Genomic DNA, 17,455 nt, shown 5'->3' on the forward strand with positions numbered 1-17,455 from the left:
GTTCCGCAGACTCATGGAGTGATCGAAAGGGAAAGACATGTCGGTCCAGGCAGGTTCCGAATCCGAAGCCCAGACACCGCAACGCAGTCTCGGCACTTCGGCCGCGCGGAACTTGGCAACCACGACCAAGTCCGCGCCGCAGATGCAGGAGATCACCTCGCGGTGGCTGCTGAAGATGCTCCCGTGGGTCTCGGTGCAGGGCGGCACCTACCGCGTCAACCGCCGGCTGAGCTACTCGGTGGGCAACGGCATCGTCGAATTCATCAAGACCGGCACCCAGGTCCAGGTCATCCCCGCCGAGCTCGGCGAGCTGCCGGTCCTGCGCGACTACGCCGACGAGGACGCCCTCACCGAGCTCGCCGCCCGCTGCCGCCAGATCGACTTCGAGGCCGGCCAGGAACTCACCTCCTTCGGCAGCCCCGCCGACCAGGTCTTCCTGCTCGCCCACGGCCGCATCGACCAGATCGGCCCCGGCCCCTACGGCGAGGACGCCGTCCTGCGCACCGTCGCCGACGGCGCCTTCTTCGGCGAGGGCGCCCTCACCGACGCGGAGGCGATCTGGGAGTACACCGCCCGCGCCGCCACCGCAGGCACCGCGCTCGTCCTGACCCGGCAGGACTTCCAGCTCCTCGCCGACCGCGTCGACTCGCTGCGCGCGCACCTCGACGAGGTGCGGTCCATGCCCGCCCAGCGCACCAACAAGTACGGCGAGGCCGCGATCGACCTCTCCGCCGGCCACCAGGGCGAAGCCGTCCTGCCCGGCACGTTCGTCGACTACGAGGCCCGGCCTCGCGAGTACGAACTCTCCATTGCACAAACGGTCCTGCGCGTGCACACCCGCGTCGCCGACCTGTACAACCAGCCGATGAACCAGACCGAGCAGCAGTTGCGGCTCACGGTCGAGGCGCTGCGCGAGCGCCAGGAGCACGAGATGCTCAACAACCGCGACTTCGGCCTGCTCCACAACGCCGACTACGACCAGCGCATCCAGCCCCACGACGGCGCGCCCACCCCGGACGACTTCGACGCGCTCCTCGCGATGCGGCGCGGCTCCAAGCTGTTCCTCGCGCACCCCAAGGCCATCGCCGCCTTCGGCCGCGAGTGCAACAAGCGCGGCATCTACCCCGAGTCCGTGGACGTCGGCGGCCACCGGGTGCCGGCCTGGCGCGGGGTGCCGATCTTCCCGTCCAACAAGATCCCGGTCAGCGACGCCCGTACGACCTCCATCCTGTGCATGCGTACGGGCGAGGACGAGCAGGGCGTGATCGGCCTGCACCAGCCCGGCATCCCGGACGAGATCGAGCCGAGCCTGTCGGTGCGCTTCATGGGCATCAGCGAGCAGGCGATCATCTCCTACCTGGTCACCGCCTACTTCTCCGCCGCGGTGCTGGTCCCGGACGCGCTCGGCGTCCTGGAGAACGTCGAGATCGGCCGCTGGCGCTGATGACCGCCAACGCCCTCGCCGCGGGGGAGGGGCAGGAGGCGGCGGCCCTGCTGGAGCGCACCAGGCGGACGGTCGATCCGGAGCTGCGCCGGACCGTCGAGAGCCTGCCCGGATCCATGCGACGGGTGGCGATGTACCACTTCGGCTGGCAGGACGAGGACGGCCGCCCGGCGGCGGGCAGCGCGGGCAAGGCCATCCGGCCCGCGCTCGTCCTCGCCTCCGCGCAGGCCCTCGGGGGCCCGCCGGCCGGCGACCCGCAGGCGCGCGCCGCCGTACGGGCGGCGGTGGCCGTGGAGCTGGCGCACAACTTCACGCTGCTGCACGACGACGTCATCGACAACGACACCCGCCGGCGCGGCCGGCCCACTGCCTGGACCGTCTTCGGCACGGCCGACGCGATCATCACCGGCGACGCCATGATGGCGCTCGCGCTGCGCCTGTTCGCCGAGGAGCCGCATCCGGCCGCCGCGGCGGCCTCGGCCCGGCTCACGGCCTGCGTGATCGAGCTGTGCGCCGGCCAGCAGGCGGACTGCGCCTTCGAACGGCGCCCGGACGTCTCGCTGGACGAGTGCCTGACCATGGCGACCGCCAAGACCGGGGCCCTGCTGGGCTGCGCCTGCGCCCTGGGCGCGCTGTACGCGGGGGCCGGGCCGGAGGAGGTCGACGCGATGGACGCCTTCGGCCGCGAGGCCGGGCTGGCGTTCCAGCTGATCGACGACCTGATCGGCATCTGGGGCGATCCGGGCCACACCGGCAAGCCCGCCGGGGCCGATCTGATCGCCCGCAAGAAGTCCCTCCCGGTCGTGGCCGCCCTCACCTCGGGCACCGGGGCCGGGGAGGAGCTCGCCGCCCTGTACGCGGGCCCGATGGAGGGGGACGACGTACGCGTGGCGGCCCGTGCGGTGGAGCGGGCGGGCGGTCGCGACTGGGCGCAGGCCCATGCCGCCGACCGGATGGGGCGGGCGGTGCAGGAGCTGTCGCGGGCCGTCCCGGACCTGGCGGCGGCGGGCGGTCTGCTGGCGCTGGCGGAGTTCGTGACGCGCCGCACGAAGTGAGGCCGGGGAAGCGGAGGGGTCAGGCCCGTTCCGGTGCCGAGAGGTGCCGGAACGGGCCTTTCCGCACGGGTGCCCCAACTCTAGGATCACTCAGGGTTGTTGAGACTTGAGTGACTTGAGTGAAGGGTGTGACCCGTGGTGCTGGAGATACGTCAGGCGGATCAGTCGGACCGGGACGCCGTCGCGCGGCTGCTGGACGAGGCCTTCCGCAGTGACCCGGTGAGCAGCTGGGTCTTCCCCGATCCGGAGCACCGGGCCGCCGTGCACGGCCGCTTCCTCGGGGTCTTCGTGGACGTGGCCCTGGCCGAGGGGCGGATCGACTACGCGGCCGACGGCTCGGCGGCGGCGCTGTGGCTGCGGATCCCGGCCGGCGAACCGGAGGGTGAGGACGAGGTCCCGGCGAAGATGCGCGCGGTGGCCGACCCCGGCAACGAGCGGTGCGAGCTGGTCGGGCGGCTGACCGGGGAGGTCCACCCGACGGGCGAGGAGCACGAGTACCTGCTGATGATCGCGGTCGACCCGGAGCGGCAGGGCGAGGGGCTGGGCAGCGAGCTGATCAGGCCGGTCCTGGAGCGCTGCGACCGCGAGGGGCTCCCGGCGTACCTGGAGGCGAGCAGCGAGCGGAGCATGCGGCTCTACGAGCGGCTCGGCTGGGAGTTCACGGGCACGGCGGTGCGGCTGCCGGACGGGCCGCTGATGTGGCCGATGTGGCGCAAGCCGCGGGGGTGAGGGGGAGTTCATCTAAAAGGGTTGCCTGAAGTACTTCAGGTGAAGTACTTTCACTGGCGTGCCCCGGAGCGGTGGCACTGTCCAGTGAAAGAGAAGCGCTTGCGCAAGCTCACGTACTTCATCGCCACCACCGTCGACGGCTTCATCGGCGACCCGGACGGCGATGCCGATTTCCTCTACGCGCACCTCGACCCCGAGTTCATCGGGCACCTGGTGGCCGAGTACCCGGAGACCATCTCGGCGGCCGGGCGCACCCAGCTCGGTATCGAGGGCGCCGCCCCCAAGCGGTTCGACGCGGTTCTCATGGGCCGCCGCACCTACGAGCCCGGCCTCAAGGCGGGCATGACCAGCCCGTACGGCCACATGCGCGAGCAGTACGTCGTCTCGCGCTCCCTCACCGTCGCCCCGGACCCCGGCGTACGGCTGATCGACGGGGACGTGACGGCCGCGGTCCGCGCGATGAAGGCGCGGGACGGGCTGGACATCTGGCTCTGCGGGGGCGCGGACCTCGCGGGGCAGCTCGCCGAGGAGATCGACGAGTACATCGTCAAGACCTACCCGGTCGTGGTCGGCACCGGCATGCCGATGTCCCGGGCCGGATTCGGCGTCCGGCCGCTGGAGCTGACCGGCTGCACCGCCCTCGGAGGCGGCCAGATCATCACCTCGTACGCCGTCAAGCGCTGACCGCGCCGGCCCGCAGTGGCCCGCGCCGGCCCGCGCCGTGCGCCGCCGCGGCCGAGCGGCCTACCGTGGAGGCATGGCCGCACAGCAGCAGCACGCGCACGGGACGGTCGCCCCGCGGGCCGGGCACGAGCAGTACACGTGCCCGGCCTGCGGAAACGCCGTCGACACCCTCGTCCGACGGCGCAAGTCGCTCGGCATCTTCGTACCCCAGTGGGGCCCGGGCCCCTGCCGGAACCCGGACTGCCCGCGCCACGTTGCCTGACGCGGCACTGGACGCGCGCCGGCCCGGCGCGGCCGCCCGTGACGTTCCGGGTGGCCGCGCCGGGCCGGCAGCCGGGTGCTCCGTCCGGGGCTAGCCCTTGGCGTCCATGCCGGAGGCGACCAGGCCGTTGGCCCAGAGCTGGTTGACGCGCGAGCGCTCGGCGCTGTTCGGGTTGGGGTTGGTGCACGAGGTGCCCGGCCCGCCGCCCGACATGAGCTCGCTGCACGGACCCGAGTAGTGGTCCGGCAGGCCCAGCACGTGACCGGTCTCGTGCGCCGTCACGCGGGTGGAGTTGTACTGCTGGTTCTGGGCGTAGTCCAGGAAGATGTAGCCGCGGCCGTGGCCGTCCGTGCTCGCGTAGGAGCCGCGGGAGTCGTTGCCCTCGTAGTAGGAGAAGTTCCCGCCCGAGGACACCTCCTGGAGCTTCACGTTCGACACCGAGCTGTTCCATATCTGCGTGGAACGGGCGATCACGCTGCGGAAGCTCGGCGCGTTGTTGGTGTTGTACGTGACGGTGACGGCCCGCAGGCCCGGGTGGGCGGCCTGCTGCTCGGCGACCGAGCGGCGCACGGCCTCGAAGAAGGCGCGGTTGGCGGCCTCGTTCTCCTGCGAGCGCTCGTAGGCGGCGTAACTGGCCGGGTTGCCGGCCGGGGCGGGGGAGGCGCTCGCGGTGGGGACCACGCCGCCGAGGGCGGCGGCGAGGCCGAGGCCCAGGGTGGCGGACAGCGTGATCCTGCGGGAGTGGCGCATGTGGGGGGCTCCTACTCAGCCGGTGCGGTGGGGGGTGGATGGGTCGTCCGGTACCGGAGTCTGAGGGAGCGCGAGGCGCCGGGGGATGATGTCAGCGCCCGATAGCGCCGCCCTATCGAGAAGATTGCGACAGGGCAACTGGCGTGAGAATGGCGGGATTCGGGGGGCTATCGGTGGCTGGTGCGGTCCACCGGCCCCGCCCTACTCTCGGGTCATGGAGCTCGAGGTGAGGCACCTGCGCGCACTGTGTGCCATCGCGGACGCCGGCAGCCTGCACAAGGCGGCCCGGCAGCTCGGCGTGAGCCAGCCCTCGCTGACGACCCAGCTGCGGAGGATCGAACGGGCCCTGGACGGCGAGCTGTTCCTGCGCGAACGGACCGGCTGCCGGCCGACTCCGTTCGGGCGCACCGTGCTCGGGCGGGCCCGGCCGCTGCTGGCCGAGATGGCGGCGCTGGTCGCCGAGGCGCGGGCGGTCGCGCGCGGGCCCCGGCTGCGGATCGGCTCGACCGCGAGCCGGGCGCTGCCGGGGTGGCTGCGGCGGCTGCACCGGCGCGCGCCGGAGACGGAGACCTCGCTGGTGGTCGACGTGTCGGCGAACGCGCTGCTGCGGATGGTGGCCGCCGGGCAGTTGGACGTGGCGTTCGTGCACGAGGTCGAGGGCTTCCCGCTGCGGGTCCCGGAGGGGCTGGAGCTGCGCGTGCTGATGGAGCGCGAGCCGCAGTTCGTGTCCATGGCCCGGGACCACCCGGCCGCGCGGTCGCCGGTGGTGGAGTTACGGGATCTGGCGCAGGACCGCTGGACGGTCGACCCCTCCGTCGACGGCGAATGGGACGGCCTGCGCAGGGTCTTCGCCGGTGCCGGGCTCGATCCGCCCGTGCTGCACGCCGATTACCACACCGCCACCTCGCTGATCGTCTCCGGCGAGGCGGTCGCCCCCTGCCAGCCCACCTCCGGACCCCGCGACGACATGGCCATCCGGCCGCTGTCGGGGGACCCGCTCGCGGTGCGGCTGCTGCTCGCGACGCGGCCCGGGGCGCACGCCGAGGCCTACGAGGACCTCCGCGACGCCTATCGCGAAGCCGCCCTGAGCACCCCGCCGTACCGGGCCTGGCTGCGCCACCACGCGAGCCCGCTGCTCGTGGCCTAGCCCCGCCCTCCCGCGCCCGGCCCGCCCCGAAGCCCCGGCCGTCCCGGCCGGGGCTTCCGCGCGTCGCACCGCTTGACTTCCCCCTGCCGCGATATATCGTGTTCTGGAGAAGACGCGATATGTTGCGTTCACGAGGAGGAGCAGCACCATGGCAGAGCAGATGACGTGGTCCGTCGCCGCACCGCAGAAGCTGGCCTTCGAGCAGCCGGTGACCGACCTGCGCGTCCGGGTCGTCGGCGGCACCGTGAACGTGGTGGCCGCGGCAGACGGGGGGCCGGCCCGGCTGGAGGTGTCGGAGGTCGACGGACCGCCGCTGCACGTGGTGCAGGAGGGCGGCACGCTCACCCTGTCGTACGAGGACCTCCCCTGGAACGGTTCCCAGGGGCTGAAGGAGTGGTTCGAGAGCAAGCCGTGGAAGGCCTGGTCTGGCTCGTCCGAGGGGGGCCGCAAGGCCTGGGAGCGCAGCGTCACGGTGACGCTGACCGTCCCGGCCGCCACCCGGGTGCAGCTGGCCACCGTCAGCGCCGCCGCTTTCGTCTCCGGCATCTCGGGCCCGGCCGACGTCAACGGCGTCTCGGGTGACGCGACCCTCGTACGGCTCTCCGGCCGGGTCAAGGCGCACACCGTCTCCGGCAGCGTCGAGGCGCAGTCCCTCACGGGTGAGCTCGGCTTCCACTCCGTCTCCGGCGGCCTGACGGTCGTCGACGGTGCGGGCGGCAGCGTACGGGCCGACTCGGTCAGCGGCGACATGCTCATCGACCTGGCCCCGGACCCGGCCGCCCCGAAGCCGGTGGACATCGTCCTCAACTCCGTCTCCGGTGAGGTCGCCATCCGGCTGCCCCACCCGGCCGACGCCAAGGTGGAGGCCAACACGGCCACCGGCGGCGTCTCCAACGCCTTCGAGGACCTGCGCGTCTCCGGCCAGCTCGGCGCCAAGCGGATCACCGGCACCCTCGGCACCGGCGCGGGCACCCTGCGGGCCACCACGGTCTCGGGGTCCATCGCCCTCCTGCGCCGCCCGCAGGCCGACGCCGACGCCCCCCTCCAGCTCGACAAGAAGGTGCTCTGACATGCCGCCCGTCTTCGCCCACGGCCGCCTCCGCCTCTACCTGCTCAAGCTGCTCGACGAGGCGCCCCGCCACGGCTACGAGGTGATCCGCCTGCTGGAGGAGCGCTTCCAGGGCCTCTACGCGCCCTCCGCGGGCACCGTGTACCCGCGGCTGGCGAAGCTGGAGGCGGAGGGACTCGTCACGTACGCCACCGAAGGCGGGCGCAAGGTGTACTCCATCACCGAGGCGGGCCGGGCCGAACTGGCCGACCGCGGCGGTGAGCTGGCCGACCTGGAGCTGGAGATCCGCGACTCCGTCTCCGAACTGGCCGCCGAGATCCGCGACGACGTCCGCGGCGCCGCCGGCGACCTGCGCCGCGAGATGCGGGCCGCGGCCTCCGCGACGGCCACCCAGGTCGAGGACGAGTCCTGGAAGACCGCCAAGGAGGAGCTCCGCAAGGCGAAGCAGGAGTGGAAGGAGCAGGCGCGGCGGGCGAAGGACGAGAGCCGCCGGGCCCGCGAGGAGGCCCAGCAGGCCCGTCGCCAGGCCAAGGAGGCCCAGGAGCGGGCCCGTGAGGAGGTCCAGCGGATCGCCGCGCAGCTCCAGGAGCAGTTCTCGAAGTCGGGCGGGATGCTGGGCAGCCTGGCCGGGGCCTGGCTCGGCGGCGCGGGCGCCGCGAACCCGGCGCCGGCGCAGACGGCCGGTGCGCCCGGCCCGGCGGGTGCGGCCTGGGCCGAGGACCTGACGCCGGGTGCGGATCCCTCCCGGGACCTCGACCGGCTGCTGGACCGCTTCCGCGACGCCGTCCGCGACGCCGCCCGCGACCACGGCGTGACCCCGGCCCAGCTGGCCGAGGCCCGCGCCCACCTGGCCGCGGCCGCCGCCCGCATCGAGGCCGGACTGCGCCCCGGGGCATAGGAAGCCCGGGGCCGTCGGGTACGGGCGGGCCGGCCCGGATCGGCCGGCCCGGCTCCGGTCAGGCGGCCAGGGCCGCTTCGGCCGAGGCGTAGGTGACCCCGTGGTCCGCGAGGGCCTCGGAGACCGTGCCCGGCCGGGACAGCAGGGCCAGCAGCAGGTGCAGGGTGGCGATGTGGTCGTCCTTGCGGCCGACCGCGATGCGCAGGGACTGTTCCAGGGCCTTCTTGGCGCCCTGGGTGAGGCGGACGCGGGGTCCGGCGCGGCCGCCTCGCTCCGGGCGGCCCAGGGCCGAGCGGAGCGAGGCGCCCAGGGTGCGCCGGCGGGGGGCCGGGGCCGCGAGGGCGCCCGCGCCGTGGGTCTCCTCGACGCGGGAGACGATCTCGTCGAGGTCGATGCCGAGCCCCGCGAGCGCCTCCTGGTCGGCGCGGGACATGCCGCCCCGGCGCCGGGACTCGGCGAGCCGGGTCCCGAGGGCCTCCCGGTCCACGCCGAGCGGGTCCAGTACGCCCCGGTCGACGAGGGCGAGCAGCAGGTGCTCCTCGGTGACCGTGGCGGCCCCGGCGCGGCGGGCCTCGTCGACCGCGCCCGTCACCGCGTCCCGGGCGTCAGGGGTGAAGCGTTCGAACATCAGAGCCTCCCGTACTTCTTGTGCACGGCCTGCCGGCTGACGCCGAGTTCGGCCGCGATCTCCTGCCAGGACCAGCCCTGCGCGCGGGCACTGCGTACCTGTACCGCCTCCAGCTGCTCCAGCAGCCGCCGGAGGGCGGCGACGGAACGCAGGCCCACGCGCGGGTCCTGGTCCCCGGCCTGTGCGGCGAGATCCGTGGCTTCCGTCATGCCTGTCAATGTAGGTTGACACGGGAGGAGTGTCAACCCTGGTTGACGGACTCAGACCGTGAGGACGACCTTCCCGAAGAGGTCCCCCGCCTCCAGCTTCTCGAAGCCCTCGCGCGCCCGGTCCAGCGGCAGCACCTCGTCGATGACGGGGCGGACCCCGGTGGCCGCGCAGAAGGACAGCAGATCCTCCAGCTCGTCCTTGGTGCCCATCGTGGAGCCGACCACCTTCAGCTCCAGGAAGAAGATGCGCGTCAGCTCCGCGTGCGCGGGCCGGTCGCCGCTGGTGGCGCCCGAGATCACCAGGGTTCCGCCCGGGCGCAGGGACTTGACCGAGTGCGACCAGGTCGCCGCCCCCACCGTCTCGATGACCGCGTCCACCCGCTGCGGGAGCCGCGCGCCGGGCTCGTACGCCTCCAGCGCGCCCAGCTCCACGGCCCGCGCGCGCTTGGCCGCGTCCCGGCTGGTGGCGAAGACCCGCAGGCCGGCCGCCTTGCCGAGGACGATCGCGGCGGTGGCGACGCCGCCGCCCGCGCCCTGGACGAGCACCGAGTCCCCGGGGCGCACCCCGGCGTTGGTGAAGAGCATCCGGTAGGCCGTCAGCCAGGCCGTCGGCAGGCAGGCGGCCTCCTCGAAGGAGAGTCCGGCGGGCTTCGGCAGGACGTTCCAGGCGGGGACGGTCACCTGCTCGGCGAAGGTGCCCTGGTAGCGCTCGGTCAGGATCGAGCGCGGCTCGTCCGGACCGACCCCGTGGCCGCTCTGGCCGATCACGGAGTGCAGGACGACCTCGTTGCCGTCCTGGTCGGTCCCCGCGGCGTCGCAGCCGAGGATCATCGGGAGTTTTTCCTGGCCCAGGCCGACTCCCCGCAGGGACCACAGGTCGTGGTGGTTGAGGGAGGCGGCGCGGACGTTCACGGTCACCCAGCCGGGACGGGCCTCGGGTGCGGGGCGGTCGCCCAGCACGAGGCCGCTCAGCGGCTGGTCACGGTCGATTCGGGCGGCGTAGGCAGCGAACATGGCGCCAGAGGCTACCGGTCGGTAGGGCCGCCTGGCCAGTGGCCGAAGATCGCCGCCGCATCGGAGTGGAAGCTGTTGTTCGATCCTCAACCACCGCCGGTAGCAGGCGATTTAGCGGCCCTATGCACGTAAACGGAACGCATGGAGGGCCTCCGGAGAGGGGTAATATTCAAGCCATGCGGCGCGCTCGCCATGAGCCTGTCATGCCGCTCACGTGACGTGGCGACCCCTCCCGGTTCGGGGGCCGGGAGGGTGCGTCGTACGCGAAGAGGCCCGGCCGGATCGCTCCGGCCGGGCCTCACCCGTACAGCTCGGCATGGCGCTCAGGCCAGGCGGGCCACCCCGTCGGCCTTCGCCGCCGCGGCGACCGCGGCCGTGACGGCCTCGGCGACGCGCGGGTCGAACGGCGAGGGGATCACGTAGTCGGCGGCGAGCTCGTCACCCACGACGCCGGCGATGGCGTCGGCGGCGGCGATCTTCATGCCCTCGGTGATCCGGGTCGCGCGCACCTTCAGGGCGCCGGCGAAGATGCCGGGGAAGGCGAGCACGTTGTTGATCTGGTTCGGGAAGTCCGAACGGCCCGTGGCCACGACCGCCGCGTACTTGTGCGCGACGTCCGGGTGGACCTCCGGGTTCGGGTTGGCCATGGCGAAGACGAAGGCGTCCTTCGCCATCGAGGCCACCGCCTCCTCCGGGACCGTGCCGCCGGAGACGCCGATGAAGACGTCCGCGCCCGCGAGGGCCTCCTCCAGGGAGCCGTTCAGGGCCGACTTGTTCGTCAGGCCCGCGATCTCGGCCTTGACGTCCGTCAGGTCCGACCGGGACGCCGAGACGACGCCCTTGCGGTCGGTGACGCAGACGTCGCCGATGCCGGCGTCCACGAGGATCTTGGCGATGGCGATGCCCGCCGCGCCCGCACCCGAGATCACGGCGCGCAGGTCGCCGAGGGTACGGCCGGTGAGCTTCGCGGCGTTGCGCAGGGCGGCCAGCGTCACGATGGCGGTGCCGTGCTGGTCGTCGTGGAAGATCGGGATGTCCAGCGCCTCCTGGAGGCGGCGCTCGATCTCGAAGCAGCGGGGCGCGGAGATGTCCTCCAGGTTGACCCCGCCGAAGGACGGAGCGAGGCGGATGACCGTCTCGATGATCTCGTCCGTGTCCTTGGTGGCGAGCGCGATCGGCACCGCGTCGACCCCACCGAACTGCTTGAACAGAATCGCCTTGCCCTCCATGACGGGGAGGGAGGCCTCGGGACCGATGTCACCGAGTCCGAGCACGGCCGTACCGTCGGTGACGACGGCGACCACGTTGGACTTCCAGGTGTACTCGTTCACGAGCTCGGGCTGCTCGGCGATGGCGCTGCACACCTTCGCCACGCCGGGCGTGTACGCCAGGGACAGGTCGTCCTTGTCGTTGACCGGCACCGTGGCCTGAATGGCCATCTTGCCGCCCCGGTGCAGCGCGAACACCGCGTCGGGGTTGTTGTCCGTCGCACTGTCACTGCGAGGGTTGACGATCTCCGCTGCCACTTTGTGTGACCCCTTAAGTCCTTTGAATCGTTGAGGGTGGCCACTCCTGGTTAAGGGGTGGGCGGGCACCGCGTCCGTTCTTCGCCTCGGCGGTTGGCCCGCCTCCGCGAAGGGGAGGTTCGTACGCGCGGGCGCGCCGCACGCGCGCCCTGAGCCCCGGATGAGGGGTGTAAGGATCTGTTCTACCGGAAGAACGGCCGCCCAGACGAGTCGATTCCCGCTCAACTGTAGGCCGACTGTCCGGTTTTTGGCTAAAAGTCCAAAGCCCTCTGTCCGATGGGTGAGACACACCGCAAATAGTGGTGGCAAAAGGGCTGGTCACGCCGGTTTGTGTCGCTCCGAGGGCCCTTGCCCGCAGTCCTGTTGGGTAGTCGGGGGCGCCCGTTATCTGATTTTGACCTGATGGGCAGCCTGAATGCGTCAGTCCGAATGGCAAGATGCCGTAATCACACAAGGTCGCGACACTCGATGGTGCGTGCCCGACCCTTCTCGGATGCTTTTCCACCCCTGTCGGAGGAACCAGCTCATGACCGCAAGCACCACCCGCCGTACGACCGCCGCCCGGTCCCGGATCGCCGCGGTCGGCGCGATCGCGGTCGCCGGCGCCCTGATCCTGACCGGCTGTGGCGACCAGACCGACAAGGGCTCCTCGACCGGCTCGGGCAAGACCGACAACAGCGCCCCGCTGTTCTCGAAGCTCCCGAAGAAGATCCAGGACGCCGGTGTCGTCAAGGTCGGCTCCGACACGGCCTACGCGCCGATGGAGTTCGTCGACGGCGGCAAGATCGTCGGTGTCGACCCCGACATCGCCGACGCGCTCGGCAAGCAGCTCGGTGTGAAGTTCCAGTTCACCTCCGGCACCTTCGACGGCCTGATCACCTCGCTGGAGACCGGCCGCCAGGACATCGCGATGTCGTCGATCACCGACAACAAGAAGCGCCAGGAGGGCCTGGACGACAAGGGCGCCAAGATCGGCAAGGGCGTCGACTTCGTCGACTACTTCTCCTCCGGCGTCTCCCTCCTGGTCAAGAAGGGCAACCCGCAGAACATCAAGACCCTCGACGACCTGTGCGGCAAGACGGTCGCCGTCCAGCGCGGCACCACGTACGAGGACACCTTCAAGGCGCAGGCCGAGAAGTGCGGGGACAAGAAGCTCACCATCGAGGCCTTCGACACCGACGCCGAGGCGCAGACCCGCGTCAAGGCCGGCGGCGCCGTGGCCGACCTGAACGACTACCCGGTCACCGCGTACACCGCGAAGACCTCGGGCGGCGGCAACGACTTCGAGGTCGCCGGCCAGCAGGCCGACGTCGGCCTCTTCGGCATCGCGGTCTCCAAGGACAACGCGCAGCTGCGCGACGCCCTGAAGGAAGCGCTCGACGCCATCATCAAGGACGGCTCCTACGGCAAGGTCCTGGAGAAGTGGAACGTCAAGGACAGCGCCGTGCCCTCCGCCACGGTCAACGCGGGCAAGTAACACCGAGCGCTCCACTGAAGGGCAGTCATTGTGACTGACAAGATCGACAAGGGTCCGGCCGACACTCCGCCGGCCGGGCCCGGGGCCTCGGGCACCACCCCCTACGAGGCCATCAAGGCAATCCCCGTACGCCACTACGGCCGCTGGATCAGCGGCGTGGTCGTGGCCGTACTGCTCGCGTGGCTCGTCTACGCGTTCTCCCAGGGCAAGATCATCTGGGCGACGGTCGGCGACAAGCTGTTCGACCCCTCGGTCCTCAGCGGCCTCGGCAACACCGTCGTCATCAGCATCTCGTCGATGGCGCTGGGCCTCGTGCTCGGCATCCTCTTCGCCGTGATGCGCCTGTCGAAGAACCCGGTCACGAGCTTCGTGTCCTGGCTCTACATCTGGTTCTTCCGCGGTACCCCGGTGTACGTCCAGCTGCTGGTGTGGTTCAACCTGTCGCTGATCTTCCAGTACATCAACCTGGGACCGATCTACAAGAACGAGACGGTCGACGTCCTCACCCCGTTCATGGTCGCCCTGCTGGGCCTCGGCCTGAACGAGGGCGCCTACATGGCGGAGATCGTCCGCTCCGGCATCCAGTCCGTCGACGAGGGCCAGAGCGAGGCCTCGCACGCGCTCGGCATGACCCGGATGCAGACCATGCGCCGCGTGGTGCTGCCGCAGGCGATGCGCGTGATCATCCCGCCGACCGGGAACGAGTTCATCAACATGCTGAAGACCTCCTCCCTGGTCTCGGCGGTGCAGTACCCCGAACTCCTGCGGGCCAGCTCCAACATCGGCACCACGGCCGGCGCCATCATGGAGATGCTCTTCGTGGCGTCCATCTGGTACCTGACCCTGACCAGCATCTTCAGTGTCGGCCAGTACTACCTGGAGCGCCGCTACGCCCGCGGTTCGCTGCGCAGCCTGCCGCCGACGCCGTTCGAGCGGCTGAAGGCCAACCTGAACATGTTCCGCCGTACGGAGGTGGCGAAGTGACCGCCCAGCCGATGGTCAAGGCAGAAGGCGTCCACAAGTCGTACGGCGCCGCCCACATCCTCCGGGGCATCGACCTGGAGGTCGCCCCCCGGGAGGTCTTCTGCCTGGTCGGCCCGTCCGGCTCGGGCAAGTCCACCTTCCTGCGGTGCATCAACCACCTGGAGCGCATCAACGCCGGCCGGCTCTCGGTCGACGGCCGCCTGGTGGGGTACAAGCAGAAGGGCGAGAAGCTCTACGAGCTGAAGGACAGCGAGGTCGCGGCCCAGCGCCGGGACATCGGCATGGTCTTCCAGCGCTTCAACCTCTTCCCGCACATGACGGCCATAGAGAACGTCATGGAAGCCCCGGTCATGGTCAAGGGCGAGTCCAAGGCGGTGGCGCGCGAGCGCGCCGTCAAGCTCCTGGACCGGGTCGGCCTCGGCGACAAGGGCGCGAACTACCCCACCCAGCTCTCCGGCGGCCAGCAGCAGCGCGTGGCGATCGCCCGCGCGCTCGCCATGGAGCCGAAGCTGATGCTCTTCGACGAGCCCACCTCGGCGCTCGACCCGGAGCTCGTCGGTGACGTCCTCGACGTCATGCGGGACCTGGCCGAGTCGGGCATGACCATGATCGTGGTGACCCACGAGATGGGCTTCGCCCGCGAGGTCGGCGACAACCTCGTCTTCATGGACGGCGGCGTCGTGGTCGAATCCGGCCACCCGCGCGAGGTCCTGGGCAACCCGCAGCACGACCGGACGAAGGCGTTCCTGTCCAAGGTGCTGTAACCCCGCGGCGCGGGGCGCGAGAACTGTGAGGGGCGGTACGGGATCCCGTACCGCCCCTCCGTCATGCCCGGGGCGTCATGCCCGGGGCGTCGTGCCCGGGCTCCGCCCGGAGCCGAAGTTCCTACTTCAGGCCCAGGACCAGCGCGTCCGACGGCGAGCGCCAGACCGCGCGGGCCTCCGCGAAGCCGGCCTCGCGCAGGGCGCGGGCGTGCCAGGCCTCGTCCGGGGTGTCACCGTCGGCGTGCTCCCCGTAGATCGCGAAGCGGGCCTTCGTGGGCTCGGCCAGCACCGGGTCGGCCGCCGCCAGCGCCCACCACTCGCGCCAGTCCGGGACGCCGAGCCGGGCCCGGGTCGCGTCCATGACCCCGTGCCGGTGGGCGTGCTCGGCGGCGTCGATGCGCGGGGTGGCCGGGTCGGGCATGTGGTCGGCGTTCATGAAGACCCCGCCCGGGCGGACCAGCGGGGCGAGCTGTCCGTACAGGACGGCCAGGTCCGCGCTCGGGAGCCAGTGCAGGGCCGTCGCGGTCAGCACCGCGTCGTAGGTCTCGTGGGGGAGCGCCGAGCGCCAGCCGGGGTCCTTGAGGTCGGCGGTCACGAAGGTGACCCGGTCGTCGCCCGCGAAGTGGCCCCGGGCGATCGTCAGCAGCGCGGGGTCCAGATCCAGCCCCGTGCTGGAGGCCAGCGGGAACCGCTTGAGCAGCCGGTCCGTGATACTTCCCGTACCGCACGCGAGGTCCAGGACCCGGGGGGCGGGGCCCACCAGGGCCTCGACCATGTCCAGCATCACCCGGAACCGCTCCTCGCGGTCGGGCATGTACCACTCCTGCTGGCGGTCCCAGCTGTCCTGCCACGCCTGCCAGTCCGTACCGAACGAGCCGGTCACCGTATCCGCCATCGAGAACCCCTCCCTACGTAATACCCTCGAACCAATACCAGCCGTTACCGCGGCTCCCGCAGACACTAATCCGCATCCGTAAGGACTACAAGTGGAACTGGCCCATTACTCGGACTATGCCGTGCGCCTGGTCAACACCGAGGAGCCGGCCCGCAACAAGGACGCCCTCACCTCGGTGGACGACGTCCGCGCCCTCTTCGGGGCCAGCGTGCAGATGGCCCGCAGGGTCACCGACACCGACGTCACCCGCTTCCGCAACGTCCGGGGCCGGCTGCGCGCCGTCTTCGAAGCCGCCGACGGCGGTGACCACGTCCTCGCCGTCGACCTGCTGAACTCCCTGCTCATGGAGTTCCCGGTCAGCCCGCAGGTCTCCGGCCACGAGCTCGTCGGCCCGGACGGCCGCCCCGACTGGCACATCCACCTCGCCGACCACCCCTCCAACGCCTCCGCCGGCTACGCCGCGATCGCGTCCATGGGCCTGGCCTTCCACCTCACCGAGCACGGCCCCGACCGGCTCGGCCTGTGCCAGGCGCCGCCCTGCCGCAACGCCTACCTCGACACCTCCACCAACCGCTCCCGGCGCTACTGCTCCGACCGCTGCGCCACCCGCGCCAACGTCGCCGCCTACCGCGCCCGCAAGCGGCTGGAGGCCGAGGAGTCCGCGCGCATCGGGCGCACCGCCGACACCGCCCAGGACAGCCACGCCCTCAGCGAGCGCTGACCGTCCGGGCACGGCCGCAGCCGCAGCCGGGCGACCGCCAGCACCAGCTCCTCGGGGACCGCGCCGTAGTCGGTGCTGTCCCCGGTCTCGTTGAACGGGTTGTCGCCGAGCATCCACCAGCCCCCCGGACGGCGCTCGGCCGCCCGCTTGACGACCAGCAGGTCCTGCTGGAGCGGATGGCGGAAGACGACCACGTCACCCGGCCGGACCAACGCCCCGTAACGGACCACCATCCGGTCCCCGTCGTCCAGGGTGGGGGCCATCGACGGGCCCGTCACCTCGCTGATGCCGATGCGCCCCCGCGGGCGCTTGTTCTCCGCCATGTAAGGCCTCCTCTGCCTCCCCGCATGCTGCCGCAGGGTCCCGTACATTCGCTCACCGCACCCCGGCCGCCCCTGGACTTTTGTCCTAAGCCCATGGGGGCGCCCGCGATTTCCGGATTCTCAGCGAGTAACCTCCACCCTTGAGAAGACGATCACGAGGAGGACCCACTCCATGCTTTCCCGCTTCTTCGCCCCCAAGGTGAAGGTCTCCGCCCACTGCGACCTGCCCTGCGGCGTGTACGACCCGGCCCAGGCCCGTATCGAGGCCGAGTCCGTCAAGGCCGTCCAGGAGAAGTACCAGGCCAACGAGGACGCCGACTTCCGCGCCCGCGCCATCACCATCAAGGAGCAGCGCGCCGAGCTCGCGAAGCACCACGTGTCGGTGCTCTGGAGCGACTACTTCAAGCCCCCGCACTTCGAGAAGTACCCGCAGCTCCACACCCTGGTCAACGACACCCTGAAGGCCCTCTCGGCCGCCAAGGCGTCGAACGACCCGGCGACCGGTGCCAAGGCGCTCGAACTGATCGCCGAGATCGACCGCATCTTCTGGGAGACCAAGGCCGCCTGATCCGGCGCCCTGCCCGCCCGGGACGACCGAGGGGCCCGACCGTTCGCGGTCGGGCCCCTCGGCCGTGTGCGGGGGTCTTCTCCCCCCGCGCTCCTGCTGCTGCCGCTACTCCTCGTCCTCGTCCTCGTCGTCGAGGCGGGCGAGCCAGGTCGCCAGGCGTTCCACCGGGACCTCGAAGTCCGGGTTGAGGTCGACGAAGGTCCGCAGCTGCTCGGCCAGCCACTCGAAGGTGACCTCCTCCTCGCCGCGCCGCTTCTCCAGCTCCTCGATGCCGCGATCGGTGAAGTACAAGTCGGGCTCCGTGCCAT

The 17,455-nt window shown here is 71.5% G+C and carries 21 protein-coding genes; 13 read left to right on the forward strand and 8 right to left on the reverse strand.

The window, feature by feature from the left end:
• The first annotated feature begins 37 nt into the window (after positions 1 to 37).
• The 5 genes from ACFYYT_RS06015 to ACFYYT_RS06035 all read left to right on the forward strand — a co-directional run bounded on the left by ACFYYT_RS06015 (position 38) and on the right by ACFYYT_RS06035 (position 4,174).
• Complete coding sequence (locus ACFYYT_RS06015; protein WP_351819553.1) at positions 38 to 1,444, forward strand: family 2B encapsulin nanocompartment shell protein; 1,407 nt, start codon at positions 38 to 40, stop codon at positions 1,442 to 1,444.
• Complete coding sequence (locus ACFYYT_RS06020) at positions 1,444 to 2,499, forward strand: family 2 encapsulin nanocompartment cargo protein polyprenyl transferase (protein WP_351819550.1); 1,056 nt, start codon at positions 1,444 to 1,446, stop codon at positions 2,497 to 2,499. The genes ACFYYT_RS06015 and ACFYYT_RS06020 overlap by 1 nt, the downstream gene beginning before the upstream one ends.
• Before the next feature lie 135 nt (positions 2,500 to 2,634).
• The gene (locus ACFYYT_RS06025) at positions 2,635 to 3,228 is read left to right on the forward strand and encodes a GNAT family N-acetyltransferase (RefSeq protein WP_351819548.1); all 594 of its coding nucleotides are present in this window, start codon (positions 2,635 to 2,637) and stop codon (positions 3,226 to 3,228) included.
• A gap of 99 nt (positions 3,229 to 3,327) precedes the next feature.
• Positions 3,328 to 3,912 carry a dihydrofolate reductase family protein gene (locus ACFYYT_RS06030; RefSeq protein ID WP_351819545.1) on the forward strand — a complete coding sequence of 195 codons (585 nt, stop codon included), beginning with the start codon at positions 3,328 to 3,330 and terminating at the stop codon, positions 3,910 to 3,912.
• A 73-nt stretch (positions 3,913 to 3,985) separates the two neighbouring features.
• A complete protein-coding gene (locus ACFYYT_RS06035) occupies positions 3,986 to 4,174 on the forward strand; it encodes a hypothetical protein (protein ID WP_351819542.1) in 189 nt (62 codons plus the stop codon).
• Between the two features lie 90 nt (positions 4,175 to 4,264).
• On the opposite strand, the gene snpA is transcribed toward ACFYYT_RS06035, so the two are convergent.
• On the reverse strand, positions 4,265 to 4,924 hold the full coding sequence (gene snpA, locus ACFYYT_RS06040) for a snapalysin (protein WP_351819539.1): 660 nt from the start codon (positions 4,922 to 4,924) through the stop codon (positions 4,265 to 4,267).
• Positions 4,925 to 5,138: 214 nt separating this feature from the next.
• On the opposite strand from snpA, the gene ACFYYT_RS06045 reads away from it, so the two are divergent.
• The 3 genes from ACFYYT_RS06045 (at position 5,139) to ACFYYT_RS06055 (ending at position 8,038) form a co-directional block, all read left to right on the forward strand.
• Positions 5,139 to 6,071 (forward strand): LysR family transcriptional regulator, encoded by a 933-nt coding sequence (locus ACFYYT_RS06045; RefSeq protein WP_351819536.1) that lies wholly within the window; start codon positions 5,139 to 5,141, stop codon positions 6,069 to 6,071.
• Positions 6,072 to 6,219: 148 nt separating this feature from the next.
• Positions 6,220 to 7,140 carry a DUF4097 family beta strand repeat-containing protein gene (locus ACFYYT_RS06050; RefSeq protein WP_351819535.1) on the forward strand — a complete coding sequence of 307 codons (921 nt, stop codon included), beginning with the start codon at positions 6,220 to 6,222 and terminating at the stop codon, positions 7,138 to 7,140.
• Position 7,141: 1 nt separating this feature from the next.
• Positions 7,142 to 8,038 carry a helix-turn-helix transcriptional regulator gene (locus ACFYYT_RS06055; RefSeq protein ID WP_351819532.1) on the forward strand — a complete coding sequence of 299 codons (897 nt, stop codon included), beginning with the start codon at positions 7,142 to 7,144 and terminating at the stop codon, positions 8,036 to 8,038.
• Positions 8,039 to 8,096: 58 nt separating this feature from the next.
• Here ACFYYT_RS06055 and ACFYYT_RS06060 read toward each other — a convergent pair whose 3' ends face one another.
• From ACFYYT_RS06060 to ACFYYT_RS06075, 4 genes are all read right to left on the reverse strand, one after another.
• The gene (locus ACFYYT_RS06060; RefSeq protein WP_351819529.1) at positions 8,097 to 8,666 is read right to left on the reverse strand and encodes a Clp protease N-terminal domain-containing protein; all 570 of its coding nucleotides are present in this window, start codon (positions 8,664 to 8,666) and stop codon (positions 8,097 to 8,099) included.
• The gene (locus tag ACFYYT_RS06065; RefSeq protein WP_267012281.1) at positions 8,666 to 8,875 is read right to left on the reverse strand and encodes a helix-turn-helix domain-containing protein; all 210 of its coding nucleotides are present in this window, start codon (positions 8,873 to 8,875) and stop codon (positions 8,666 to 8,668) included. Before ACFYYT_RS06065 ends, ACFYYT_RS06060 begins: the two co-directional genes overlap by 1 nt.
• A gap of 51 nt (positions 8,876 to 8,926) precedes the next feature.
• Complete coding sequence (locus ACFYYT_RS06070) at positions 8,927 to 9,889, reverse strand: zinc-binding dehydrogenase (protein WP_351819526.1); 963 nt, start codon at positions 9,887 to 9,889, stop codon at positions 8,927 to 8,929.
• A 323-nt stretch (positions 9,890 to 10,212) separates the two neighbouring features.
• Entirely contained in the window at positions 10,213 to 11,415 is a 1,203-nt protein-coding gene (locus ACFYYT_RS06075) for an NADP-dependent malic enzyme (RefSeq protein WP_385323674.1), read from the reverse strand.
• 526 nt (positions 11,416 to 11,941) lie between these two features.
• Between ACFYYT_RS06075 and ACFYYT_RS06080 the strand changes: the two genes are divergently transcribed.
• Genes ACFYYT_RS06080 through ACFYYT_RS06090 form a run of 3 tightly spaced genes read left to right on the forward strand, consistent with a single transcriptional unit; the run spans position 11,942 to position 14,640 of the window.
• The gene (locus ACFYYT_RS06080; protein WP_351819523.1) at positions 11,942 to 12,892 is read left to right on the forward strand and encodes an ABC transporter substrate-binding protein; all 951 of its coding nucleotides are present in this window, start codon (positions 11,942 to 11,944) and stop codon (positions 12,890 to 12,892) included.
• Positions 12,893 to 12,922: 30 nt separating this feature from the next.
• Complete coding sequence (locus ACFYYT_RS06085) at positions 12,923 to 13,876, forward strand: amino acid ABC transporter permease (RefSeq protein WP_388607024.1); 954 nt, start codon at positions 12,923 to 12,925, stop codon at positions 13,874 to 13,876.
• Between the two features lie 11 nt (positions 13,877 to 13,887).
• The gene (locus tag ACFYYT_RS06090) at positions 13,888 to 14,640 is read left to right on the forward strand and encodes an amino acid ABC transporter ATP-binding protein (RefSeq protein ID WP_351819625.1); all 753 of its coding nucleotides are present in this window, start codon (positions 13,888 to 13,890) and stop codon (positions 14,638 to 14,640) included.
• Between the two features lie 121 nt (positions 14,641 to 14,761).
• Here ACFYYT_RS06090 and ACFYYT_RS06095 read toward each other — a convergent pair whose 3' ends face one another.
• Positions 14,762 to 15,535 (reverse strand): class I SAM-dependent methyltransferase, encoded by a 774-nt coding sequence (locus ACFYYT_RS06095; protein ID WP_351819520.1) that lies wholly within the window; start codon positions 15,533 to 15,535, stop codon positions 14,762 to 14,764.
• Between the two features lie 91 nt (positions 15,536 to 15,626).
• Between ACFYYT_RS06095 and ACFYYT_RS06100 the strand changes: the two genes are divergently transcribed.
• Entirely contained in the window at positions 15,627 to 16,256 is a 630-nt protein-coding gene (locus tag ACFYYT_RS06100; protein WP_351819517.1) for a CGNR zinc finger domain-containing protein, read from the forward strand.
• Here the strand turns inward: ACFYYT_RS06100 and sodX are convergent.
• Positions 16,160 to 16,627 carry a nickel-type superoxide dismutase maturation protease gene (gene sodX, locus ACFYYT_RS06105; protein ID WP_351819514.1) on the reverse strand — a complete coding sequence of 156 codons (468 nt, stop codon included), beginning with the start codon at positions 16,625 to 16,627 and terminating at the stop codon, positions 16,160 to 16,162. The two genes, ACFYYT_RS06100 and sodX, sit on opposite strands and share 97 nt — an antisense overlap.
• 124 nt (positions 16,628 to 16,751) lie before the next feature.
• Between sodX and sodN the strand changes: the two genes are divergently transcribed.
• On the forward strand, positions 16,752 to 17,147 hold the full coding sequence (gene sodN, locus ACFYYT_RS06110; protein WP_007266490.1) for a superoxide dismutase, Ni: 396 nt from the start codon (positions 16,752 to 16,754) through the stop codon (positions 17,145 to 17,147).
• Positions 17,148 to 17,252: 105 nt separating this feature from the next.
• Here sodN and ACFYYT_RS06115 read toward each other — a convergent pair whose 3' ends face one another.
• Positions 17,253 to 17,438 (reverse strand): DUF6104 family protein, encoded by a 186-nt coding sequence (locus ACFYYT_RS06115; RefSeq protein WP_030190019.1) that lies wholly within the window; start codon positions 17,436 to 17,438, stop codon positions 17,253 to 17,255.
• Positions 17,439 to 17,455 lie beyond the last annotated feature (17 nt).

It is taken from the genome of Streptomyces sp. NPDC002032 (assembly GCF_042890765.1).
In the GTDB taxonomy this organism is placed as follows: domain Bacteria; phylum Actinomycetota; class Actinomycetes; order Streptomycetales; family Streptomycetaceae; genus Streptomyces.